Source organism: Teichococcus aerophilus (genome assembly GCF_014490485.1).
Lineage (GTDB): Bacteria > Pseudomonadota > Alphaproteobacteria > Acetobacterales > Acetobacteraceae > Pseudoroseomonas > Pseudoroseomonas aerophila.
On the sequence record NZ_JACTVA010000072.1, the window covers coordinates 1 to 18,343 of the forward strand.

Below are 18,343 nucleotides of genomic sequence, written 5' to 3' on the forward strand. Positions count from 1 at the left end.
ATGCGCCACGCCAACCTGCGCGCCGCTCACCGCCAGCAGCGCCAGCAGCCCCGACGCCGACATCACCTTCTTCATCGGTACTCTTCCTTAACGCCCTGCGGATAGCGGGCAGCTGCTCAACGGGTGGGGGTCGGCTGGGAGGACTGCAAGCCCTCGGACCAGATATTGCCAGGCTCAGGGCGTAGAACTTCGCCCTGTGTGGCCTCGCCGCCTCGAATTGTGTTCACCGTGGAGCCACGGGCGCCCAGCACGGAGTCCTCGGTGCGGGTGGAGGAACACCCCGCCAGCGCCAGACCGGCGAGCAGGGGAAGGATGACGAGACGAGCCACCATGGGGGCCACTCCTAGCAGGTCGGGGACGCGACCTTCGCGGTCTCGCGCTGCGCGACCCCGCAAAGGCAATTCAGGAACAGTCCCAGGCTTTCCCTCACCTGGGCGGAGAGGCTGAACTGGCCGCCACTGTTCAGCCACTCGGTCAAAAGGCCACTGATCAAAGCATGCAGGAAGCGGGCCGCTTGGTCCGGCTGCCAGGCGGGCGAGATCTCGCCCCGTGCCTCCGCCCGCTGGAAGAAGCCCAGCAGGCGCTCCCGCATGGCCATATCAGCATTTCGCCGCCGGTCCAGCGCCGGGGCCATTTCCTGCACATATTCACAGCGTTGCAACATGACGGTCAGCAGGCGCCGGCGGTGCGGGTCACGCTCCAGCCGCTCCATCGCATCGCCAATCCATTGGAACATCTGCGGCATCGATGTAGGCTCGCACCCGCCATCGCCGTCCAGCATCTGGCATGCTTCATCTTGATAAAGCAGCAGACGTTCGTCCAGGGCCAGGAACAAGCCCAGCTTGTCGCCGAAATGCCAATGCACCGCGCCGCGGGTGCAGCCAGCCGCGCGCGCGACCTGGTCCAGCGACGCACGGGAGACGCCACGTTCCAGGAAGACCTCTTCGGCAGCGTCCAGAAGCGCCTCACGCGTCTCATCGGCTTCCTGTTTTGTGCGGCGCGCCATCTATCCCCTTGCGTACGAACAACTCTAATTTATATACATACGGCCACGTATATATTCAAGCCTGCCAGGACGCAGGCGCTTGTCATCCTGGAGGCTTCATGCCGTTTACCCACCGACGCGGGTTGGCCCGTCTCGGCCTTCTGGCCTTGCTCGGCCTTTCTTCTGTTTCAGCCTATGCGCAGCAGCCTGGCGGCCCCCCGCCAGCCGTAGGCGTGGCACCCGTGGCGCGCCGTCCCGTGACGGAGACCAACGAATTTATTGGCCGGATCGAGGCGGTGGACCGCGTGGACCTGCAGTCCCGCGTCACCGCCTTCCTGGAAGCCCGCCTGTTCGACGAAGGCGCCGAGGTGAAGCAGGGCGACCTGCTGTTCCGGCTGGAGCGCGGGCCGTTCGAGGCGCAGCTGCAGATCGCCAAGGCCGGCGTGGCCGAGGCGCAGGCGCAGTTGCAGAACGCCAACCTGACCCTTGGCCGTGCCCAGTCCCTGCTCAGCACCCCCGCCGGCCAGCGCTCCACCGTGGATAACGCCACGGCGGCGGCGCGTTCGGCGCAGGCGCAGCTGCTCTCCGCCCAGGCGCAGGAGCAGCAGGCACAGATCAACCTGAACTACACCGAGATCCGCGCCCCTGTCGCCGGCCGGATCGGCCGTGCCTCGGTGACGCCGGGCAACGTCGTCACCCCCTCCTCCGGCGCCTTGGCCACCATCGTCAGCCAGGACCCGATGTACGCCAACTTCACCGTGCCGGTTCGCACCATGCTGGAACTGCGCAGCCGCTATGCGGAACGTGGCGGCTGGGATGCCGTGGCGGTGCGGCTGCGCCTGCCCAGCGGCCAGATGTATGAGCAGACCGGCAAGCTGGACTTCATCGACATCGATGTCGGCCGGGATACCGACAGCATCGCTATGCGTGGCCGCATGCCCAACCCGCCCCTGCCCGCCGGGCGTGGCGTCGGGCGTGAGCTGACGGCCGGCCAGTTGGTCACGGTGCAGCTCGCCTCGGTGGAGCCGGTGCAGGTGCTGACCGTGCCCCGCTCCGCCATGATGACCGACCAGCGTGGCGATTTCGTCTACGTCGTCGGCGCCGACAACAAGGCGGAACGGCGTGCCATCCGCATCGGCAGCCAGTCCACCCCGCAGCTGGTGGCAGTGGCTGATGGCCTGAAGGAAGGCGAGCAGGTCGTCGTCGAGGGCCTGCAGCGCGTTCGCCCCGGCGCCGCCGTGACGCCGGGCCCGGTGGCAGCGCCGGCCGGCGGCGGCAATGGCGCGCCGCCCGCGCGGCAGGGGGGCTGATAGGTGCTCTCATCCGTCTTCGTCGACCGGCCAAGGCTGGCGATCGTCATCGCGATCGTCATGACCATCGCGGGCGCGCTCTCGCTCACCCGCATCCCGGTCTCCCAGTTCCCGGACATCGTGCCGCCGCAGGTGCAGGTCTCCGCGACCTATCCCGGCGCCTCGGCCGAGGTGGTGGAGCAGGCCGTCGCCCAGCCGCTTGAAGCGCAGGTGGTGGGCGTCGAGAACTCCATCTACATGCGTTCCAACAGCGGCAGCGACGGCAGCTACACGCTGAACGTCAGCTTCACGCTGGGCAGCAACGCCGACATCAACACCGTCAACGTCAACAACCGCGTCCAGGCGGCGATGTCGCTGATGCCGACCGAGGTGCAGCAGCAAGGCATCCAGGTCCGCAAGCAGTCCTCCTCCATCCTGCAGGTGCTGTTCCTGTATGCGGAGCAGGCGGACCAGTACGACCCGCTGTTCCTGACCAACTACGCCACGCTGAACCTGCTGGACGAGATCGCCCGCACGCCGGGCGTCGGCTCGGCCAATCTGTTCTCGCGCCAGAACTACGCGATGCGCATCTGGTTCGACACGCAGCGCCTGGTCAGCCTGAACCTCTCGCCGTCGGACGTGGTCACGGCCATCCGGTCGCAGAACGTGCAGGCGCCGGCCGGCCGCATCGGCGCCCAGCCGGTGCCGGACGACCAGCAGGTCCAGATGAACGTGCAGACCCGCGGCCGCCTCTCCACCCCGGAAGAGTTCGGCAGCATCCTGCTGCGCGCCAACCCCGACGGCTCCGTGCTGCGGGTGCGGGACGTGGCGCGGATCGAGATGGGCGCGCAGAACCAGGACGTCAGCACCCGGCTGAACGGCCAGGCCGGCGTCGCGCTCGGCATCTACCTGGCGCCCGGCGCCAACGCGGTGAACGCGGCCGCGGCCGTCAACGCCACGCTGGACCGCGTGCGTGCCCGCATGCCGCAGGGCATGACGGTGCGCCCGGTGTTCGACACCACCATCTTCGTCAACGACACCATCCATGAGGTCATCAAGACCCTCATCGAGGCCTTCGTGCTGGTGGCCGTCGTCGTGTTCCTGTTCCTGGGCAACGCGCGCGCCACCATCATCCCCATCATCGCCGTGCCGGTCAGCCTGATCACGACCTTCGCGGTGCTGCTGGTCATGGGCTACTCGGCCAATACAGTCTCGCTCCTGGCCATGGTCCTCGCCATCGGCATCGTCGTCGACGACGCCATCGTGGTGGTCGAGAACGTCGAACGCATCATGGAGGAGGAACCGGAGCTCTCGCCGGGGGATGCCACCAAGAAGGCGATGGCGCAGATCACCGCGCCGATCATCGCCATTACCCTGGTGCTGCTCTCGGTGTTCGTGCCGATTGGCTTCATCCCCGGCCTGTCCGGCGTGCTGTTCCGCCAGTTCGCGGTGACCATCTCGGTCGCCATGGTGATCTCGGCCATCAACGCGCTGACGCTCTCCCCCGCCCTCTGCGCCGTGTTCCTGCGCCATACTGGTAAACGGCGCGGCATCATGGGCTGGGTGGGCAACCGCATCGACAACGTGCGCGATGGCTATGCCAGCATCGTGCGCCGCCTGCTGCGGCTCTCCCTGGTCGGGCTCGTGCTCGTCGCGGCCTTCGGCTTCGGCGCCTTCACCATCGCCAGCAAGGTCCCCAGCGGCTTCCTGCCGTCCGAGGACCAGGGCGCCTTCATCATCGCCTTCCAGCTGCCGGATGGCGCGGCCCAACCGCGGACCAGCCGCGTGGTGGCCGATATGGAAGCCCGCCTGAAGCAGCTGCCGCAGGTGCGGGACGCCGTGGCCATCGTCGGGCTCTCGCTGCTCGACAGCAGCAACTCCTCCTCCGCCGCCACGATGTTCGTGCAGCTGAAGGAGTTCGCGGAGCGCACCGGGCCGGGCGACAACGTGCAGGCGCTGATCGGCCGGATCTTCCAGGAGAGCCAGCAGATCCGCAACGCGCAGATCATCCCGATCAACCTGCCGCCGATCATCGGCCTCTCCACCGGCGGCGGCTTCGAGTACCAGCTTGAGTCGCTGGAAGGCGCGGACCCGGCGGCGATCGGCCAGGTCATGCAAGCCCTGGTGGGCGCCGCCAATCAGGACCCGCGGCTGGCGCAGGTGTTCTCCACCTTCTCCGCCCGCGCCCCCTCGCTCTACCTGGATATCGACCGTGACAAGGCGCAGGCGCTCGGCCTTGGCATGACGGACGTGTTCTCGGCGCTGCAGGCCACGCTGGGCAGCAGCTTCGTCAACAACTTCAACCTGTATGGCCGCACCTGGCAGGTGCTGGTGCAGGGCGAGGCCGCCGACCGGCGGGACGAGAACGCGCTGTGGAAAATCCAGATCCGCAACAGCCGTGGCGAGATGGTGCCGTTGCGCGCGATCGCCGAGGTCCGCACGGTCGTCGGGCCGCAGAACATCACGCGCTACAACAACTACCGCTCCATCACCATCAACGGCGGCCCGGCACCGGGCATCTCCTCCGGCGTCGCCATGCAGGCGATGGAGGAGGTCTCCCGCAACACCCTGCCCGCCGGCTACTCGTTCGAATGGACGGGTACCGCGTTCCAGGAACGCCAGGCCCAGGGCCAGACGGTCTACATCCTGGCGCTGGCCGTGCTGTTCGCCTTCCTGTTCCTGGTGGCGCTGTACGAGAGCTGGGTCATTCCCATTCCCGTGCTGCTCTCGGTGGTGGTCGGCGTGCTGGCGGCGGTCTGGGGCATCTCGCTCTCCGGCCTGTCGATGGACCTCTACGCGCAGATCGGCCTGATCGTGCTGATCGCGCTGGCGGCGAAGAACGGCATTCTGATCATCGAGTTCGCCAAGGAGCAGCGCGAGGCCGGCCATTCGATCGTCGAAGCCGCCGAGCTGGGTGCACGCCTGCGTTTCCGCGCGGTGATGATGACGTCGATCGCCTTCATCCTCGGCCTCGTGCCGCTGGTGTGGGCGAGCGGCGCGGCGATGCTGGCGCGGCGCGCGGTGTCCACGCCGGTCTTCGCCGGCATGATCGCGGCCTCGACCATCGGTATCTTCCTGATCCCGATGCTCTACGTGGTGTTCCAGCGGATGCGTGAAGCGACGCACCGGAAGTTCGGGCGTGGCCAGCATGCCAACCCGGACGACAAGAAGGCACCCGGCACGGCGCATTGATGCGCCCCGCCATTCGCTGAGCCAAAAGGGGGCACCACGGCAACGGGGTGCCCCCTTCTTCGTTTCAGCCGAGGAGAACCAGCATGGACCAGAAGAACATCGTCATCATCGGTGGCGGCGCGGGCGGCCTGCATCTGGCGACACGGCTGGGGCGCCGGCTGGGCCGCAAGGGGCGCGCGTCCATCACGCTGATCGACCGCGCATCCACCCATATCTGGAAGCCGCTGCTGCACGAGGTGGCGGCCGGCACGCTGGATACCGGGGTGGAGCAGCTGGGCTACATCGCCCAGGCCAACCGCAGCGGCTTCCGCTACTGGCCGGGGGAGATGGTGGGGCTGGACCGTGCCAATCGCCGCGTCAGTCTCGCCGCTTTGCAGGACGCTGCGGGGCGTGAGATCCTGGCGGCGCGGGAAGTGCCGTATGACCTGCTGGTCATCGCCGTCGGCAGCACTGCCAATGATTTCGGCATCCCCGGCGTGGCTGAGAATGCGCGGCTGATCGACAGCCGCGACCAGGCCGACGCCTTCTACGAAGCCCTGCGCGCCGAGGTGCTCCGCACCCTGGACGGACCGCCGGATCGCACGCTGGACATCGCCATCGTCGGCGCCGGCGCCACGGGGGTGGAGCTGTCGGCGGAGCTGAACACGGCGCTCGACCTCGCCAGCGGCTACGGCTTCCCCGACCTGCGCAAGCGCCTGCGGCTGACCCTGGTGGAGACCGCCCCGCGCATCCTGGGCGCGCTGCCGGAGCGGGTGGCCGCCTCCGCCCAGACGGAGCTGGAGCGGGAGGGCGCGACGGTGCTGACCAACGCCCAGGTCTCGGCGGTGGAGCCGGATGCGCTGGTGCTGAAGGATGGCCGCCGCATCCCCGCCACGCTGAAGGTGTGGGCGGCCGGCATCAAGGCACCCTCCTTCCTGAAAGAGATCGATGGGCTGGAGACCACCCGCAACAACCAGCTCGTCATCCGCCCGACCCTGCAGACGACGCGGGATGACGCGATCTTCGCCATCGGGGATTGTTCCTCCCTCACCCCGCCGGGGGAGGAGCGTCCGCTGGGTGCCACCGCCCAGGTGGCGCAGCAACAGGCCATCCACCTGACGCGCAACCTGCAAGCGGCCCTGGCCGGGCAGGAGCTGAAGCCATTCGAGTACAACCACAAGGGCGCCCTGGTGGCGCTCGGCCGCTACAACGCCTTCGGCAGCCTGGGGAAGCGCGGGCTGCTGGGCCATAGCGGCCTGTTCGTGCAGGGGCGCTTCGCCCAGCTCAGCTATGCCTCGCTCTACCGACGGCACCAGCTGGGGCTGTTCGGCTTCTGGCGCGCCCTGCTGTACTGGATGACGGACCTGCTGCGCCATGCCAGCCGCCCGGGCGTGAAGCTGGAGTAATCCGGTACCGCCTTCCTCATTGGTACCAATGTAGTTTAGCGTAGCGGTACCCGTAACGAGGTTCCGCCATGCGCACCCCCCGCACGCCGTGCGTTCCCCTGCTGCTCACTGGCCTGCTGGCTGGCACGGCCCTGACGCCGGGGGTGCTGCACGCCCAGGGCCAGCCGCGCGAAGCACGGGTCGGGCTGCAGACCGAGACCTCCTCGATCGATCCGCATTTCGCCCTGGTCGGCGCCAACCAGACCGTGGCGCAGCATATCTTCGACCCGATGCTCTCGGCCGACCTCAACCTGCGCCCGGTTCCGGGCCTGACCAGCGTGACCAACCCGGAACCCGACATCTGGGAGTTCCGCATCCGGGAGGGCGCCCGCTTCCACGACGGCACCCCCGTTACCGCCGAGGATATCCGCTTCTCGCTGGAACGGATGCCGAAAGTGCCGAACAGCCCGGCGCCATTCATCCGCATGCAGGGTGCCGTCACCGCCATCGAGATCGTCGATCCGCGCACCATCCGCCTGCGCTCCCGCGGCGCCGACCCCTCGGTGGTGCTGAATGCGATGACGGCCTATGTCGTGCCCGCCCATGTGGCGCGGGACGCCACCACGGCCGATTTCAACAGCGGCCGCGCCGCCATCGGCTCCGGCCCCTGGCGCTTCCGTGGCTGGCAGCCCGGCTCCAGCATCACGCTGGAACGGAACGACGATTACTGGGGCGAGAAGCCGGCCTTCGCCCGCGCCAGCCTGCGGCCGCTCGGCAACGATGCCGGCCGGCTGGCCGCCCTGCTGGCCGGGGACCTCGACCTGATCGACGCGGTGCCGCCATCCGAGATTGCCCGCCTGCGCGGCAATCCGGCGGTCGGCATCTCCTCCTCCACCTCCGCGCGGATGATCTACCTGGCGCTGGACCAGAGCGGCGATACCACCCCCTTCGTCACTGCCAAGGATGGCAAGCCACTGCCGCATAACCCGCTGCGGGATGCGCGGGTGCGCCGCGCGCTCTCCGCCGGCATCAACCGCACGGCGATCGTGGAGCGCGTGCTCTCCGGCGCCGCCCGCCCGGCCGGGCAACTCGCGGTGGAAGGGCAGATCGGCTACGACCCCGCTTTGGCCGCGCCCGCCTTTGACGCGGCCGAGGCGAAGCGGCTGCTGGCGGAAGCCGGCTACCCGGATGGCTTCCGCATCACCCTGCATTCGCCCAACAACCGCTATATCGAGGACGACAAGACCGCCCAGGCCGTGGCGCAGTTCTGGACGCGCATCGGCATCGAGACACGGGTGGAGGTCATGCCTTCCAACGTGTTCTTCACCCGTGCCGGCAAGCGGGAATTCTCCACCTTCCTGATCGGCTTCGGCCACACCACCGGCGATTCCTGGCTCGGCCTCTCCCAGGTCATGCACAGCTTCGACCAGCAGCGCGGCCTCGGTGGGCTGAATCGTGGCCGCTATTCCAACCCGCGCTTCGATGCGTTGCTGGAGCAGGCGCGCACCGTGCCGGATGCCGCCCAGCGCGACGCCCTGCTGCGGCAGGCGCAGCAACTGGCCTTCCGGGAGGATGCCGGCATCCTGCCCCTGCACGTCCCCAACAACACCTGGGCGCATCGCGCCGGCCTGGCCTACGAGGCCGGGCTGGAGGAAGGCACCCTGACCCAGCATCTGAATGTGAAGCCCTGAGACGATGAACCGCACCGAACACATGGTCGCCTGCCGCGATGGCGTGCGGCTGGCCACCGATCTCTACCTGCCGGACGGCGACGGCCCCTTCCCGGTCATCCTGGAACGCACCCCCTACGGCAAGCGGGAGGTCTCGCGCTCCGAGCGCACCGCCGCCGATCCGAAGCCGGCGCTGCGGGAGGATATCGCCGGCTATTTCGTCGCCCACGGCTACGCCGTCGTCTACCAGGATTGCCGCGGCCGCTGGGGCAGTGAGGGCGAGTTCGTCAAATATCTGGCGGATGGCGAGGACGGCTACGATTGCTGCGCCTGGATCATGCGGCAGCCCTGGTGCAACGGCCGCATCGGCACGATGGGCCTGTCCTACGCCGCGCATACCCAGGCCTCGCTGGGCTGCCTCAACCCGCCCGGGCTGGCAGCGCAGATCCTCGATTCCGGCGGCTTCTCCAACGCCTGGCAGGGCGGCATCCGCCGGGGCGGGGCGTTCGAGCTGAAGCAGGCCACCTGGGCCTTCAACCAGGGCAAGCTGGCGCCGGAGACGGTGACGGACCCGGTGCGCGCAGCCGCCTTCGCGGCCGAGGACCTGCACGCCTGGTTTGCCCGCTGGCCCTGGAAGCCGGGCCATTCGCCCGTGCGCCACGCCCCGGATTACGAGGACTACCTGTTCGAGCAATGGACCGAAGGCGCCTTCGGCCCATTCTGGCAGAAGCTGGGCATCTACGCACAGGGCTGGCACCACCAGTATGCCGATGTGCCGATGGTGCACATGTCCTCCTGGTACGACCCCTACCCCCGCACCGCGGTCGAGAATTTCTGCGGCCTGCGCGATGCCGGACGCGGCCGCCCCTTCCTCATCCTCGGCCCCTGGACGCACGGCAACCGCAGCCAGACCGCGTTCGGCGAGGTGGAGTTCGGCCCCGAAGCGACCGTCGATTCCTGGGCCGGCGACTGGCGCGCCTTCCGTCTGCGCTTCTTCGACCGCTGGCTGCGCGACCTGCCGAATGGCGTGGAGGACGACCCGCGCGTCCGCGTCTTCGTCATGGGCGGCGGCTCCGGCCGCCGCAATGCGGAGGGCAAGCTGGAACATGGTGGCTACTGGCGCCAGGCGGAGAACTGGCCGCTGCCCGGCACGCGCTTCACCGCCTACCACCTGCACCCCGACGGCGCGCTAGGCGAGGCAACGCCCGCCCCCCGGGCCACGCCCATCTCCTGGACTGCGGACCCGGCACACCCTATCCCCACCGTGGGCGGTGCCATCACCTCGATGGAGCCGCTCATCTCCGGCGGCGCCTATGACCAGCGGGAGCGGGAGGGCATGTTCGCCCACACGGCGCCGTACCTGCCGCTGGCGTCCCGCCCCGATGTCGTCGTCTTCGAAACCCCCGTCCTCGACAGCGATGTCGAGATCATCGGCCCCGTCATGGCCCATCTCTGGGTGGCCAGCGACGCCCCGGATACCGATATCACCGCCAAGCTTGTCGATGTGCACCCGCCGAGTGCCGACTACCCGCAGGGCTTCGCCATGAACCTGACGGAAGGCATCCTGCGCCTGCGCTACCGCGACGACCCGGCCAACCCCAGCCTGCTGGAACCCGGCGTACCGGTACGCATCACGGTCGAGCTGTTCCCGACCGCCAACCTGTTCAAGGCCGGCCACCGCATCCGGCTGGACATCGCCTCCAGCGAGTTCCCGCATTACGACATCAACCCGCAGACCGGCGAACCGGAAGGCGCATGGCGGCGGATGCGGGTGGCGACGAACACGCTGTTCGTCGATGCGTCCCGGCCTTCCCATGTCGTGCTGCCGGTGGTGCCGCGTCGGGCGCCGTAGCGCTTGGGGCTGAAGGAAGGCCGGGGAAGGAATTCCCCGGGCGCCTCCTCTCCCTTTGCCGAGTTTCGGGCGTGACTGTTCAGAAGGTGATCCTGAGAGACGGCCGGGTGCGCCGGAGGTCCAAGACCTTCGGCGGCCGAGGGTTCAGCCCGCGCGCCCCATGATGGACATCATCGAAAAGCACCTGCTCCTAGTCAAAGCACCAACGCCAAGCTCGCGGAAAGAAAGAAGGGGGCCTGGGGAACTCAGTCCCCGGCCTTCGCACCGCCAAGACCAACCAAAACCCTGCCGAGAAGGCCGTGCGTCAGCCGTCACGCAGGGCGCGCAGCGCGGCTTCGGCGCCATCTGCGTCGGTCACACCGTGGAAGGCGTCCTGCCGCAGGGCCTGGTAGGTTCGGTTGCGATGGAAGATGACAGTGGCGGTGCCGTCGATGCCTGGCTTGCGGTGCAGGTCGTTGATGTCCTGCGGTGGCCAGGAGGTGGTGAAGCGGATCGGCCACAGGCATAGGCGCAGCACCCGCCGGTTGGTGACGCCGTAGTAGATGTGCTGCGCGCCGAACCAAGCCAGCGGGGCAGAGGCGACGTACCAGGATGCGACGCCGATGAAAGCCAGCGCGATCAGCGGAAACGCCTTCTGCCCGTGCACCTCAACGGAAAGCAGTGAGACATGCTGGGCCCCGATGGCCATGGGCAGCAGGAGCGCCAGGAAAGTCAACCCGACCACCGCCGGAAACAGGCGGGAGAGGACCAACGCCTCCGCCGAGGGCTGCCCGGTCCACACCAGCCACTCGCCCGGTTGAAGCTGCTGCTGCAGATGCGCGGCGGCTTCGGGGTCGGCAGGGCCACGGCGGCCAGGGCGAAAATCCTGCATGATCTGTTCCCGTCCAGCGGCATACCGCAGGGGTAACAGTGACTTCGGCCAAGGCCAAGCCAACCCCACGCGCTTGTGCGCGCGCCGGGCAGGAGGCTTCGCCGCGGGCAACAGTGGCCCCGTTCATGGCCGGGCCGACCGCGCAGGACCCAGGCGGCTCAGCCTGCGTCGGGAACCATCTTGCTTAGAACACGACGGTCTTGTTGCCGTTCAGGATGACGCGGTCATCCAGGAACAGGCCGATGGCGCGTGCCAGCACGCGGCGCTCGATATCCCGCCCTTTGCGGATCAGGTCGTCGGGCGTGTCGGCATGCGTGATGCGCTCGACATCCTGCTCGATGATCGGGCCTTCGTCGAGGTCGGCGGTGACGAAGTGGGCCGTCGCGCCGATCAGCTTCACGCCGCGCAGATGCGCCTGGTGGTAAGGCCGCGCACCCTTGAAGCCCGGCAGGAAGGAATGATGGATGTTGATGCAGCGGCCGGAGACCTTCGCCGCCAACCCATCCGACAACACCTGCATGTAGCGCGCCAGCACCATCAGGTCGGCACCACTGGCCTGGAACAGGCGCCACATCTCGGCCTCCTGCTCCATCTTGGTCTGGCGCGTCACCGGCAGGTGGTGGAAGGGAATGCCCTCCAGGTCCAGATGCGCATAGGTCTCGCGCGGGTGGTTGGAGATGATGCCGGCGATCTCCATCCCCATCTCGCCGATGCGCCAGCGATACAGCAGGTCCACCAGGCAATGGTCGAACTTCGAGACCAGCAGCATCACCCGCCGCTTCACCGCGCGGTCCCGCAACGTCCAGGCCATGTCGAAGCGGCGGGCGACGGCGCTGATCGTCTCCCGCAACGCCGCCTCGGTCGTGGCGGGCACCGTGTCGAACACCACGCGCATGAAGAAGCGGTTGGTGGCGGTGTCGTCGAATTGCTGCGCCTCGCGGATGTCGCCGCCGGCTTCGAACAGCGCTCCGGCCACGGCGGCGACGATGCCGGGGCGGTTGGCGCAGTTCAGCGTCAGGACATGGGAGCTGTGCAGGGTATCGGGCATCTCGCGCCTCGGGCCATTCGGAGCGTGGTGGGTATGCCGTGCGGCGCACGCTGCCAAGGCACCAAATTCCAATTCCCGGCATTCGGGCGCATAAGGCGCGCGTGAACACCGAACCCCCCTTCGTCGCCGTGCTCGGCGCCGGCCCCGCCGGGCTGATGGCCGCCGAGACCATCGCCACCGCCGGCCACGCCGTGCGCGTGTACGAGCGCATGCCCTCGCCCGCCCGCAAGTTCCTCATGGCCGGCCGCGGCGGCCTGAACCTGACGCATTCGGAACCGTTGGAAGCGTTCCTGCCCCGCTATGCCGGTGCCGAGGCCGCGCTGGCCGCCGCCATCTGCGCCTTCCCGCCAGACGCCCTTGTCGGCTGGGCCGAGGCACTGGGGCAGGAGGTCTTCACCGGCAGTTCCGGCCGCATCTTCCCGCGCGCGCTCAAGGCATCGCCGCTGCTGCGCGCCTGGCTGGCACGGCTGGATGCCCAGGGCGTGCGGCTGCTGCTCCGGCACGAATGGCGTGGCTTCACGCCGGATGGCGCCCTGCGCCTTGGCACTCCCGAAGGCGAGCAGCTCCACCGCCCCGCCGCCACGGTGCTGGCCATGGGCGGTGCCTCCTGGCCCCGGCTGGGCTCGGATGGGCGTTGGGCCGCACAACTGTCCGGCGTGGCCATGCAGCCCTTCCAGCCTAGCAACATGGGCTTCCGCCTTACCTGGTCCGCCATCTTCCGCACGAAGTTCGAGGGCACGCCGCTCAAGCGCATCGCCCTCACCTTCGCTGGCCGCACGGTGCGGGGCGAAGCCATCGTCACCGCCCAGGGTATCGAAGGCGGCGCCGTCTACGCCCTTTCCGCCCCACTCCGCGACGCCATCGCCGCGCATGGCCACGCCACCCTATTGCTGGACCTGCGCCCGGACCTGGACGCCGCCACACTGGCGCCCAAGCTGGACGAGCCCCGCCGCGGCCAGTCCCTCTCCACCTTCCTGCGCAAGGCCGCCGGCCTGCCGCCCGTCGCCATCGGGCTGGTGCAGGAAGCCCTGCACGCCGGCGCCACCGCGCCCCTGCCCGCGCTGATCAAGGCATTGCCGCTGCGGCTGGAAGCCCCCCAGGGGCTGGACCGCGCCATCTCCTCCGCCGGCGGCATCGCCCTGGGGGAGCTGGACAACCATTTCATGCTGCGCAGCCGCCCCGGCCTGTTCGCCTGCGGCGAGATGCTGGACTGGGAAGCCCCCACCGGCGGCTACCTGCTGCAAGCCTGCTTCGCCACCGGCCGCACCGCCGGGCTTGGCGTGGCGGAATGGCTGGCGGGGCAGCCTGTGCCGCCGCCGGGCTAAGGGAGGAAGGCCGGGGAAAGAATTCCCCGAACCCCTTCTTTCTTCTGCGAGTTTGGTGTGGTGCTGCAGGACTGAGAGCAGACGCCGCTTGATGATATTTATAACGGCCACACGGGCTGAACCCTCAGTCGCCGGAGGTCTAGGACCTCCGGCGCACCCAGCCGTCGTTTAGCGCTACCCTTTCAACGGCCACACGGCAGACACTCGAAAAAAGAAGATGGGGTCCGGGGAATTCCTTCCCCGGCCTTCCTCCTCCCCTCTTCTCGGCGCCCATCACATGGAAACGCTTCAGCGCGCCGGGGCATTATCCCGCATCACCGCGCCGCCTTTCATGACGAAGCCCACTTGCCGCACCAGGCTGATCTGCGCGCGTGGGTCTCCGGGCAGGGCAACGAGGTCGGCGTCGAAGCCCGGGGCCAGACGGCCGATGCGGTCTTGCAGGCCCAGCACTTCGGCGCCGGTGACGATGCAGGCGGTCAGGGCCTGCTCCGCCGTCATGCCGGCCTCCACCAGGATTTCCATCTCCATCGGGCTGGGGCCGTGGGGGGAGAAGGGCGGGCCGGTGAAGTCGGTGCCGGAGGCGATGCGCACGCCGTGGCGCAGGACGTGCTGCATGGAGGCCTGCTGGGCGTCCCGGTGCCGCTGCCAGCCCGCCGCGACTTCCGGCACCGGGTGCTTCGCGCGCAGCACGGGCAGCGAGAGGGTGGGCACGAGGATGGCGCCGCTATCGGCCAGCCGCCGCGCGGTCTCGTCGCCGATGCCGTGGCCGTGCTCGATGCTGTCCACGCCGTGGTCCAGCGCCTGGCGGACAGACGGCTCGCCAATGGCGTGGATGGCGACTCGCAGGCCGTTGCGGTGCGATTCCTCGACCAGCACCGCCAGTTCCCCGTCGCTGTAGGCCAGGCGCAGATGCGCCGGGTCATTGCCCCAGGGGCGCAGCAGGTCGGTATGCTCGCCGACGGAACCGGCGACCTTGATGAAGTCGGCGCCCTGGCGGATGCGCTCGCGCACCCGCTGGCGGCAGGCATCGGCGCCATCGGCGTACATGCCGAGGCCCTCGACCCATTCCTGCGGGAACGCAGCATGGTCCCAGGTGCCGGCGCGGGGGCAGATGAACTCCCCGGCGGCGACGACATGCGGGCCGGGCACCAGCCCCTGCCGCACCGCGCGGGCCAGCGAAGGGCCGAGCGGCCCGCCGAGGCAGCGCACGGCGGTGATGCCATGCTGGAGCATCTGCCCCAGGTCAGCGATGGCATAGGCGGCGCGATACGACAGCGGCCAGCCCCACAGCGCCGCCGGCTCGGCATGGTCCAGCCCCCACAGATGCAGGTGGGCGTCGATGAAGCCGGGCAGCAGCCACTGGTTGCCGAGGTCCCGCAGCACCGCCCCCTCCGGCAGCGGCCGTTCCCCGGTGCGGCCGATCCAGTCGATCCGCCCGGCCACTACATGGATCTCGGCGGGGGATATCACGGCGCTGTCCTGCCCGGTCCAGGCGGCGGCGGCACGCAGCACGGTCACGGTCGTCTGCTTCATGGCGTTTCCCGTTCGTTTCGTTGCGGGATTCTATGGAACGGACCAACCGGTTCGTCCATAACCCCCCGAGTGAAGGCGCCAGGCAATGGCGCCCCTTTGGAGGAACGATTCGATGCGCGTTACACGCCGCCATGCCCTGCTGGGCAGCATGGCCCTGGCCGGGATTCCTGCAAGCCGTGCCGTGGCCCAGAGTGCCCCTGCGGCCGCCCCCGGCTACCCCACTCATCCGGTGTCGGTGATCGTGCCCTTCGCCCCCGGCGGCTCCACCGACTTCGTGGCGCGGCTGCTGGCGCAGCACCTCTCCACCCGGCTTGGCCAGCAATTCGTGGTGGACAACCGCGCGGGCGCCAGCGGCACGGTGGGGCAGTCCTTCCTCGCGCGCGCGCGGCCAGATGGCTACACGCTGGGCGTGGTGCCCAACGGCACCTTCGCCATGGCGCCCTTCATGTTCGAGCGGTTGCCCTACGACAACGACCGCGCCTTCGCCCCGATCGGCATGCTGGCCACCAACGCCATGTTCATCTGCGTGGCGGCCAATGCCCCGTACCGCACGCTGCAGGACCTGCTGGAGGCGGCCAAGGCGAAGCCCGGAACCATCAGCTACGCCTCCGCCGGTTCCGGCGTCGCCAACCACCTGGGTGTCGAGCTGATGCTGGACATGTCGGGCACCGAGATGCTGCACGTGCCCTACCGCAGCGGCGCCCAGGGCGTGCAGGCCATCCTGGCCAACGAGGTCGCACTCTCCTTCGTCGATTCCGTGACGGCGGTGCCCTATCTGCGCTCCGGTGAGTTGCGCGCCCTGGCGGTGACCAGCGCCGAGCGCAGCAAGGAAGTGCCGGACGTGCCGACGGTGGCCGAGAGCGGCCTGCCCGGCTACCGCGCCTCCACCGATTTCGGCTTCTTCGCCCCGGCCGGCACGCCGGAGCCGATCCTGCGCCAGTTGGCGGACGCGGCCCGCGCCATCATGCTGTCGGCCGAGGTGCGGGAGAAGCTGGCCCCGCTGTCGATCGACCCGGTGGGCGGTACGCCGGACCAGTTCGGCCCCTACGCGCAGCAGGAGCGGGACAAGTGGGGCGCGCTGATCCGCAAGCGGAACATCAAGCCGGAATGAAACAAAGGCCGGGGGAATGGTTCCCCCGGCCTTTTCGATACGTGGTGGCGGCCCCGTCGGCTTTGTGGCCACCCGGCAGCCTCCGGGGCGTTAAGCCCCGATATCCTGCTCCAACTCCCGGTGCGCCGGTGCCGGCGGCATCACCAGCGACGGGCGCGGCGGCGTCAGCGGGATGCCTTCCTGGTCGAAGCGCTGCTTCAGCCGCAGGTTGAAGGCGCGGCCGACGCCCCACTGCTTCAGTGCGCGCGTCTTCAGCCCGCCCATGATGGTGATGCCATCCGGGGTGAACTGGTCCACGCCCCAGATCTCCAGCCCGGTCAGCATGTCCGGGGAGAAGGACGGGTCTTCCCGCAGGCCCTGGCCTACCTCCTTCATCACTTCCATCACCCGGTCCAGATTGGCGTCGTAGCCCACCACCACCTTGACCGTGTAGACGCCGAGGCCGCGCGAGCGGTTCTTCAGCGCCTTGATCTGGCTGAAGGGAATGGTGTGCAGCGCGCCGTCGCCATCGCGGATGCGTACGGTGCGGATGGTGACGCTTTCCACCGTGCCGTTGCGGTCACCGGTATCGATGGTGTCGCCGACCGCGATGGTGTCCTCGAACAGCATGAACAGGCCGGTGATGACGTCCTGCACCAGTTGCTGGGACCCGAAGCCGAGGGCCAGACCGAAGATGGACACACCGCCCAGCAGCAGGGTGACGTTGACGCCGAGATTGCTGAGGATGGCGATCACTGTCATGACCACCAGTACCACGAAGGCGAAGTTTCGCAGCAACGGCAGCAGGGTGCGGGCGCGGGCGGAATGGTCGCGCGCCCGGCCAGAATTGTCCTTCGGCAGCAGGGCGTAGTCGACCGCGGTATCCAGCGCGATCCAGACGACCCAGCCCACCATCAGGATGGCGGCGATGGACAGGATGGGCCGCGCGATGGCCAGGCCAATGCCGGTGCTGAACCACACCACCGCGTCGAAATTCCAGATCCGCAGCGCGATGATGATGATCAACACGGTGGCGAGCAGCCGCAGCAGCCGCCGCACCGCCTCCAGGTACCGCCAGGTCAGCCGGTAGGCCAGGCCGCCCTTCTTGCCCACCTGCATCGAGTGCGCCAGCTTCGCCAGCCCGCCGGAGAGCGCGTAGGTCAGGGTGGTGACGATGGTGATGGCCGCCAGCGTCACCATGGCGCGGCCGATGAACGAGCCGCCGCCGATGCCGAGGACGCGGGAGATCAGGTGCCCCACCACGATCACCAACCCCAGCAGGTGCCAGTTGGCGGCCAGCCGGGCGATGACGGCCTTGTACAGCTTGCCGTCCCGCGTCTTGTCGGTGCCGCTGTCCGAAATCAGGCGCTGCACGCCCCGGCGGCGGTTGAAGATGAAGATGACCGCGACGATGCCCAGGGCGACATCGACGATGAAGGTCAGCACCGCCGCGACGTCGAAGCCCAGGGTCCAGCGCAGGTCCGGCGCCCGTAGCATGGTGCTGGCGACGGCCAGCGTCGCCAGCGCGCCGATCCAGGGCAGGATGCGCCGCTCGGCATAGCGGACGATGCGCCAGCCGCGTACCGGGCCCAATAGGTACAGCAACGGCCCGCCGATGCGGATGACGAAGCTGCCGACCAGGAAGGGAATGGCCACGGCCAGGAAGATGCGCGCGGCATCGCCCGAGCGCGGCAGCACCGCCGGCCAAGCGATGGCGATGGCCACGGCAGGCAGCCAGGGCACCAGGCGCCGCACCGCCTCAAGCCCCGCCGTGCGCCAGAAGGCGGCGCGCCGGTCGGGGTGGAAGCGGTCCGCGCGCGGGCGCAACCAGGGCAAGGTGCGCAAGCCGTACAGGAAGGCCAGGGCCAGGCCCCAGCCAGCAAAGGCCCAGAGCAGGAAGCCCCAGATATCGCCACTGCCGAAGGCATTATAGAGGCGCGTGCTGGCCTGGGACGCAGCGGAACGGACACGGCTGTAGACGCTGCCGCTGTTCACCTGGTCCCGCACCGTCTGGCCGATATCGGTCAACCCGACCGCCACGGCGCCGAGCAGGCCGCCCTGCGGCGGCGCGTCCTCATCCGGCTTGGCGGCGGCGGGGGCGGCGCCCGGGGCGGGCGCGGCGGC

Annotated in this window: 13 protein-coding genes; 7 read left to right on the plus strand and 6 right to left on the minus strand. The window is 69.0% G+C overall.

Features of this window, described 5'->3' with window-relative positions; translation table 11 throughout:
- Positions 1 to 116: 116 nt before the first annotated feature.
- Both IBL26_RS23295 and IBL26_RS23300 read right to left on the minus strand, forming a co-directional pair.
- Positions 117 to 332, minus strand: coding sequence for a hypothetical protein (locus tag IBL26_RS23295; protein ID WP_187786907.1), 216 nt, complete (start codon positions 330 to 332; stop codon positions 117 to 119).
- Between the two features lie 11 nt (positions 333 to 343).
- Positions 344 to 1,006, minus strand: coding sequence for a TetR family transcriptional regulator (locus IBL26_RS23300; RefSeq protein ID WP_187786908.1), 663 nt, complete (start codon positions 1,004 to 1,006; stop codon positions 344 to 346).
- Between the two features lie 221 nt (positions 1,007 to 1,227).
- Here IBL26_RS23300 and IBL26_RS23305 point away from each other — a divergent pair, with 221 nt between their 5' ends.
- The 5 genes from IBL26_RS23305 to IBL26_RS23325 all read left to right on the plus strand — a co-directional run bounded on the left by IBL26_RS23305 (position 1,228) and on the right by IBL26_RS23325 (position 10,352).
- Positions 1,228 to 2,295, plus strand: a complete 1,068-nt coding sequence (locus IBL26_RS23305) for an efflux RND transporter periplasmic adaptor subunit (protein ID WP_367615497.1) — start codon at positions 1,228 to 1,230, stop codon at positions 2,293 to 2,295.
- A 3-nt stretch (positions 2,296 to 2,298) separates the two neighbouring features.
- Entirely contained in the window at positions 2,299 to 5,466 is a 3,168-nt protein-coding gene (locus tag IBL26_RS23310) for an efflux RND transporter permease subunit (protein ID WP_187786910.1), read from the plus strand.
- 83 nt (positions 5,467 to 5,549) lie between these two features.
- Positions 5,550 to 6,851: an NAD(P)/FAD-dependent oxidoreductase gene (locus IBL26_RS23315; protein ID WP_187786911.1), complete on the plus strand. Its 1,302-nt coding sequence runs from the start codon at positions 5,550 to 5,552 to the stop codon at positions 6,849 to 6,851.
- Between the two features lie 68 nt (positions 6,852 to 6,919).
- Entirely contained in the window at positions 6,920 to 8,521 is a 1,602-nt protein-coding gene (locus IBL26_RS23320; RefSeq protein ID WP_187786912.1) for an ABC transporter substrate-binding protein, read from the plus strand.
- 4 nt (positions 8,522 to 8,525) lie between these two features.
- The gene (locus tag IBL26_RS23325; protein ID WP_187786913.1) at positions 8,526 to 10,352 is read left to right on the plus strand and encodes a CocE/NonD family hydrolase; all 1,827 of its coding nucleotides are present in this window, start codon (positions 8,526 to 8,528) and stop codon (positions 10,350 to 10,352) included.
- A 304-nt stretch (positions 10,353 to 10,656) separates the two neighbouring features.
- Here the strand turns inward: IBL26_RS23325 and IBL26_RS23330 are convergent, their stop codons facing one another.
- Positions 10,657 to 11,223, minus strand: a complete 567-nt coding sequence (locus IBL26_RS23330) for a hypothetical protein (protein WP_187786914.1) — start codon at positions 11,221 to 11,223, stop codon at positions 10,657 to 10,659.
- A 184-nt stretch (positions 11,224 to 11,407) separates the two neighbouring features.
- Positions 11,408 to 12,271 (minus strand): formyltetrahydrofolate deformylase, encoded by an 864-nt coding sequence (purU, locus tag IBL26_RS23335; protein ID WP_187786915.1) that lies wholly within the window; start codon positions 12,269 to 12,271, stop codon positions 11,408 to 11,410.
- A 101-nt stretch (positions 12,272 to 12,372) separates the two neighbouring features.
- On the opposite strand from purU, the gene IBL26_RS23340 reads away from it, so the two are divergent.
- A complete protein-coding gene (locus IBL26_RS23340; protein ID WP_187786916.1) occupies positions 12,373 to 13,596 on the plus strand; it encodes a TIGR03862 family flavoprotein in 1,224 nt (407 codons plus the stop codon).
- 288 nt (positions 13,597 to 13,884) lie between these two features.
- Here IBL26_RS23340 and IBL26_RS23345 read toward each other — a convergent pair whose 3' ends face one another.
- Positions 13,885 to 15,129: an amidohydrolase family protein gene (locus IBL26_RS23345; protein ID WP_187786917.1), complete on the minus strand. Its 1,245-nt coding sequence runs from the start codon at positions 15,127 to 15,129 to the stop codon at positions 13,885 to 13,887.
- A gap of 112 nt (positions 15,130 to 15,241) precedes the next feature.
- Between IBL26_RS23345 and IBL26_RS23350 the strand changes: the two genes are divergently transcribed.
- The gene (locus IBL26_RS23350) at positions 15,242 to 16,240 is read left to right on the plus strand and encodes a Bug family tripartite tricarboxylate transporter substrate binding protein (RefSeq protein ID WP_187786918.1); all 999 of its coding nucleotides are present in this window, start codon (positions 15,242 to 15,244) and stop codon (positions 16,238 to 16,240) included.
- 90 nt (positions 16,241 to 16,330) lie between these two features.
- Here the strand turns inward: IBL26_RS23350 and IBL26_RS23355 are convergent.
- On the minus strand, positions 16,331 to 18,343 hold a 2,013-nt coding region (locus IBL26_RS23355; RefSeq protein WP_187786919.1), incomplete at its 5' end, for a mechanosensitive ion channel family protein.

Bases quoted from the DNA above. Each gene is read 5' to 3' on its own strand.
- IBL26_RS23295 (WP_187786907.1), bottom strand. From the start codon at position 332: ATGGTGGCTCGTCTCGTCATCCTTCCCCTGCTCGCCGGTCTGGCGCTG.
- IBL26_RS23300 (WP_187786908.1), bottom strand. From the start codon at position 1,006: ATGGCGCGCCGCACAAAACAGGAAGCCGATGAGACGCGTGAGGCGCTT.
- IBL26_RS23315 (WP_187786911.1), top strand. From the start codon at position 5,550: ATGGACCAGAAGAACATCGTCATCATCGGTGGCGGCGCGGGCGGCCTG.
- IBL26_RS23320 (WP_187786912.1), top strand. From the start codon at position 6,920: ATGCGCACCCCCCGCACGCCGTGCGTTCCCCTGCTGCTCACTGGCCTG.
- IBL26_RS23325 (WP_187786913.1), top strand. From the start codon at position 8,526: ATGAACCGCACCGAACACATGGTCGCCTGCCGCGATGGCGTGCGGCTG.
- IBL26_RS23330 (WP_187786914.1), bottom strand. From the start codon at position 11,223: ATGCAGGATTTTCGCCCTGGCCGCCGTGGCCCTGCCGACCCCGAAGCC.
- purU (WP_187786915.1), bottom strand. From the start codon at position 12,271: ATGCCCGATACCCTGCACAGCTCCCATGTCCTGACGCTGAACTGCGCC.
- IBL26_RS23345 (WP_187786917.1), bottom strand. From the start codon at position 15,129: ATGAAGCAGACGACCGTGACCGTGCTGCGTGCCGCCGCCGCCTGGACC.
- IBL26_RS23350 (WP_187786918.1), top strand. From the start codon at position 15,242: ATGCGCGTTACACGCCGCCATGCCCTGCTGGGCAGCATGGCCCTGGCC.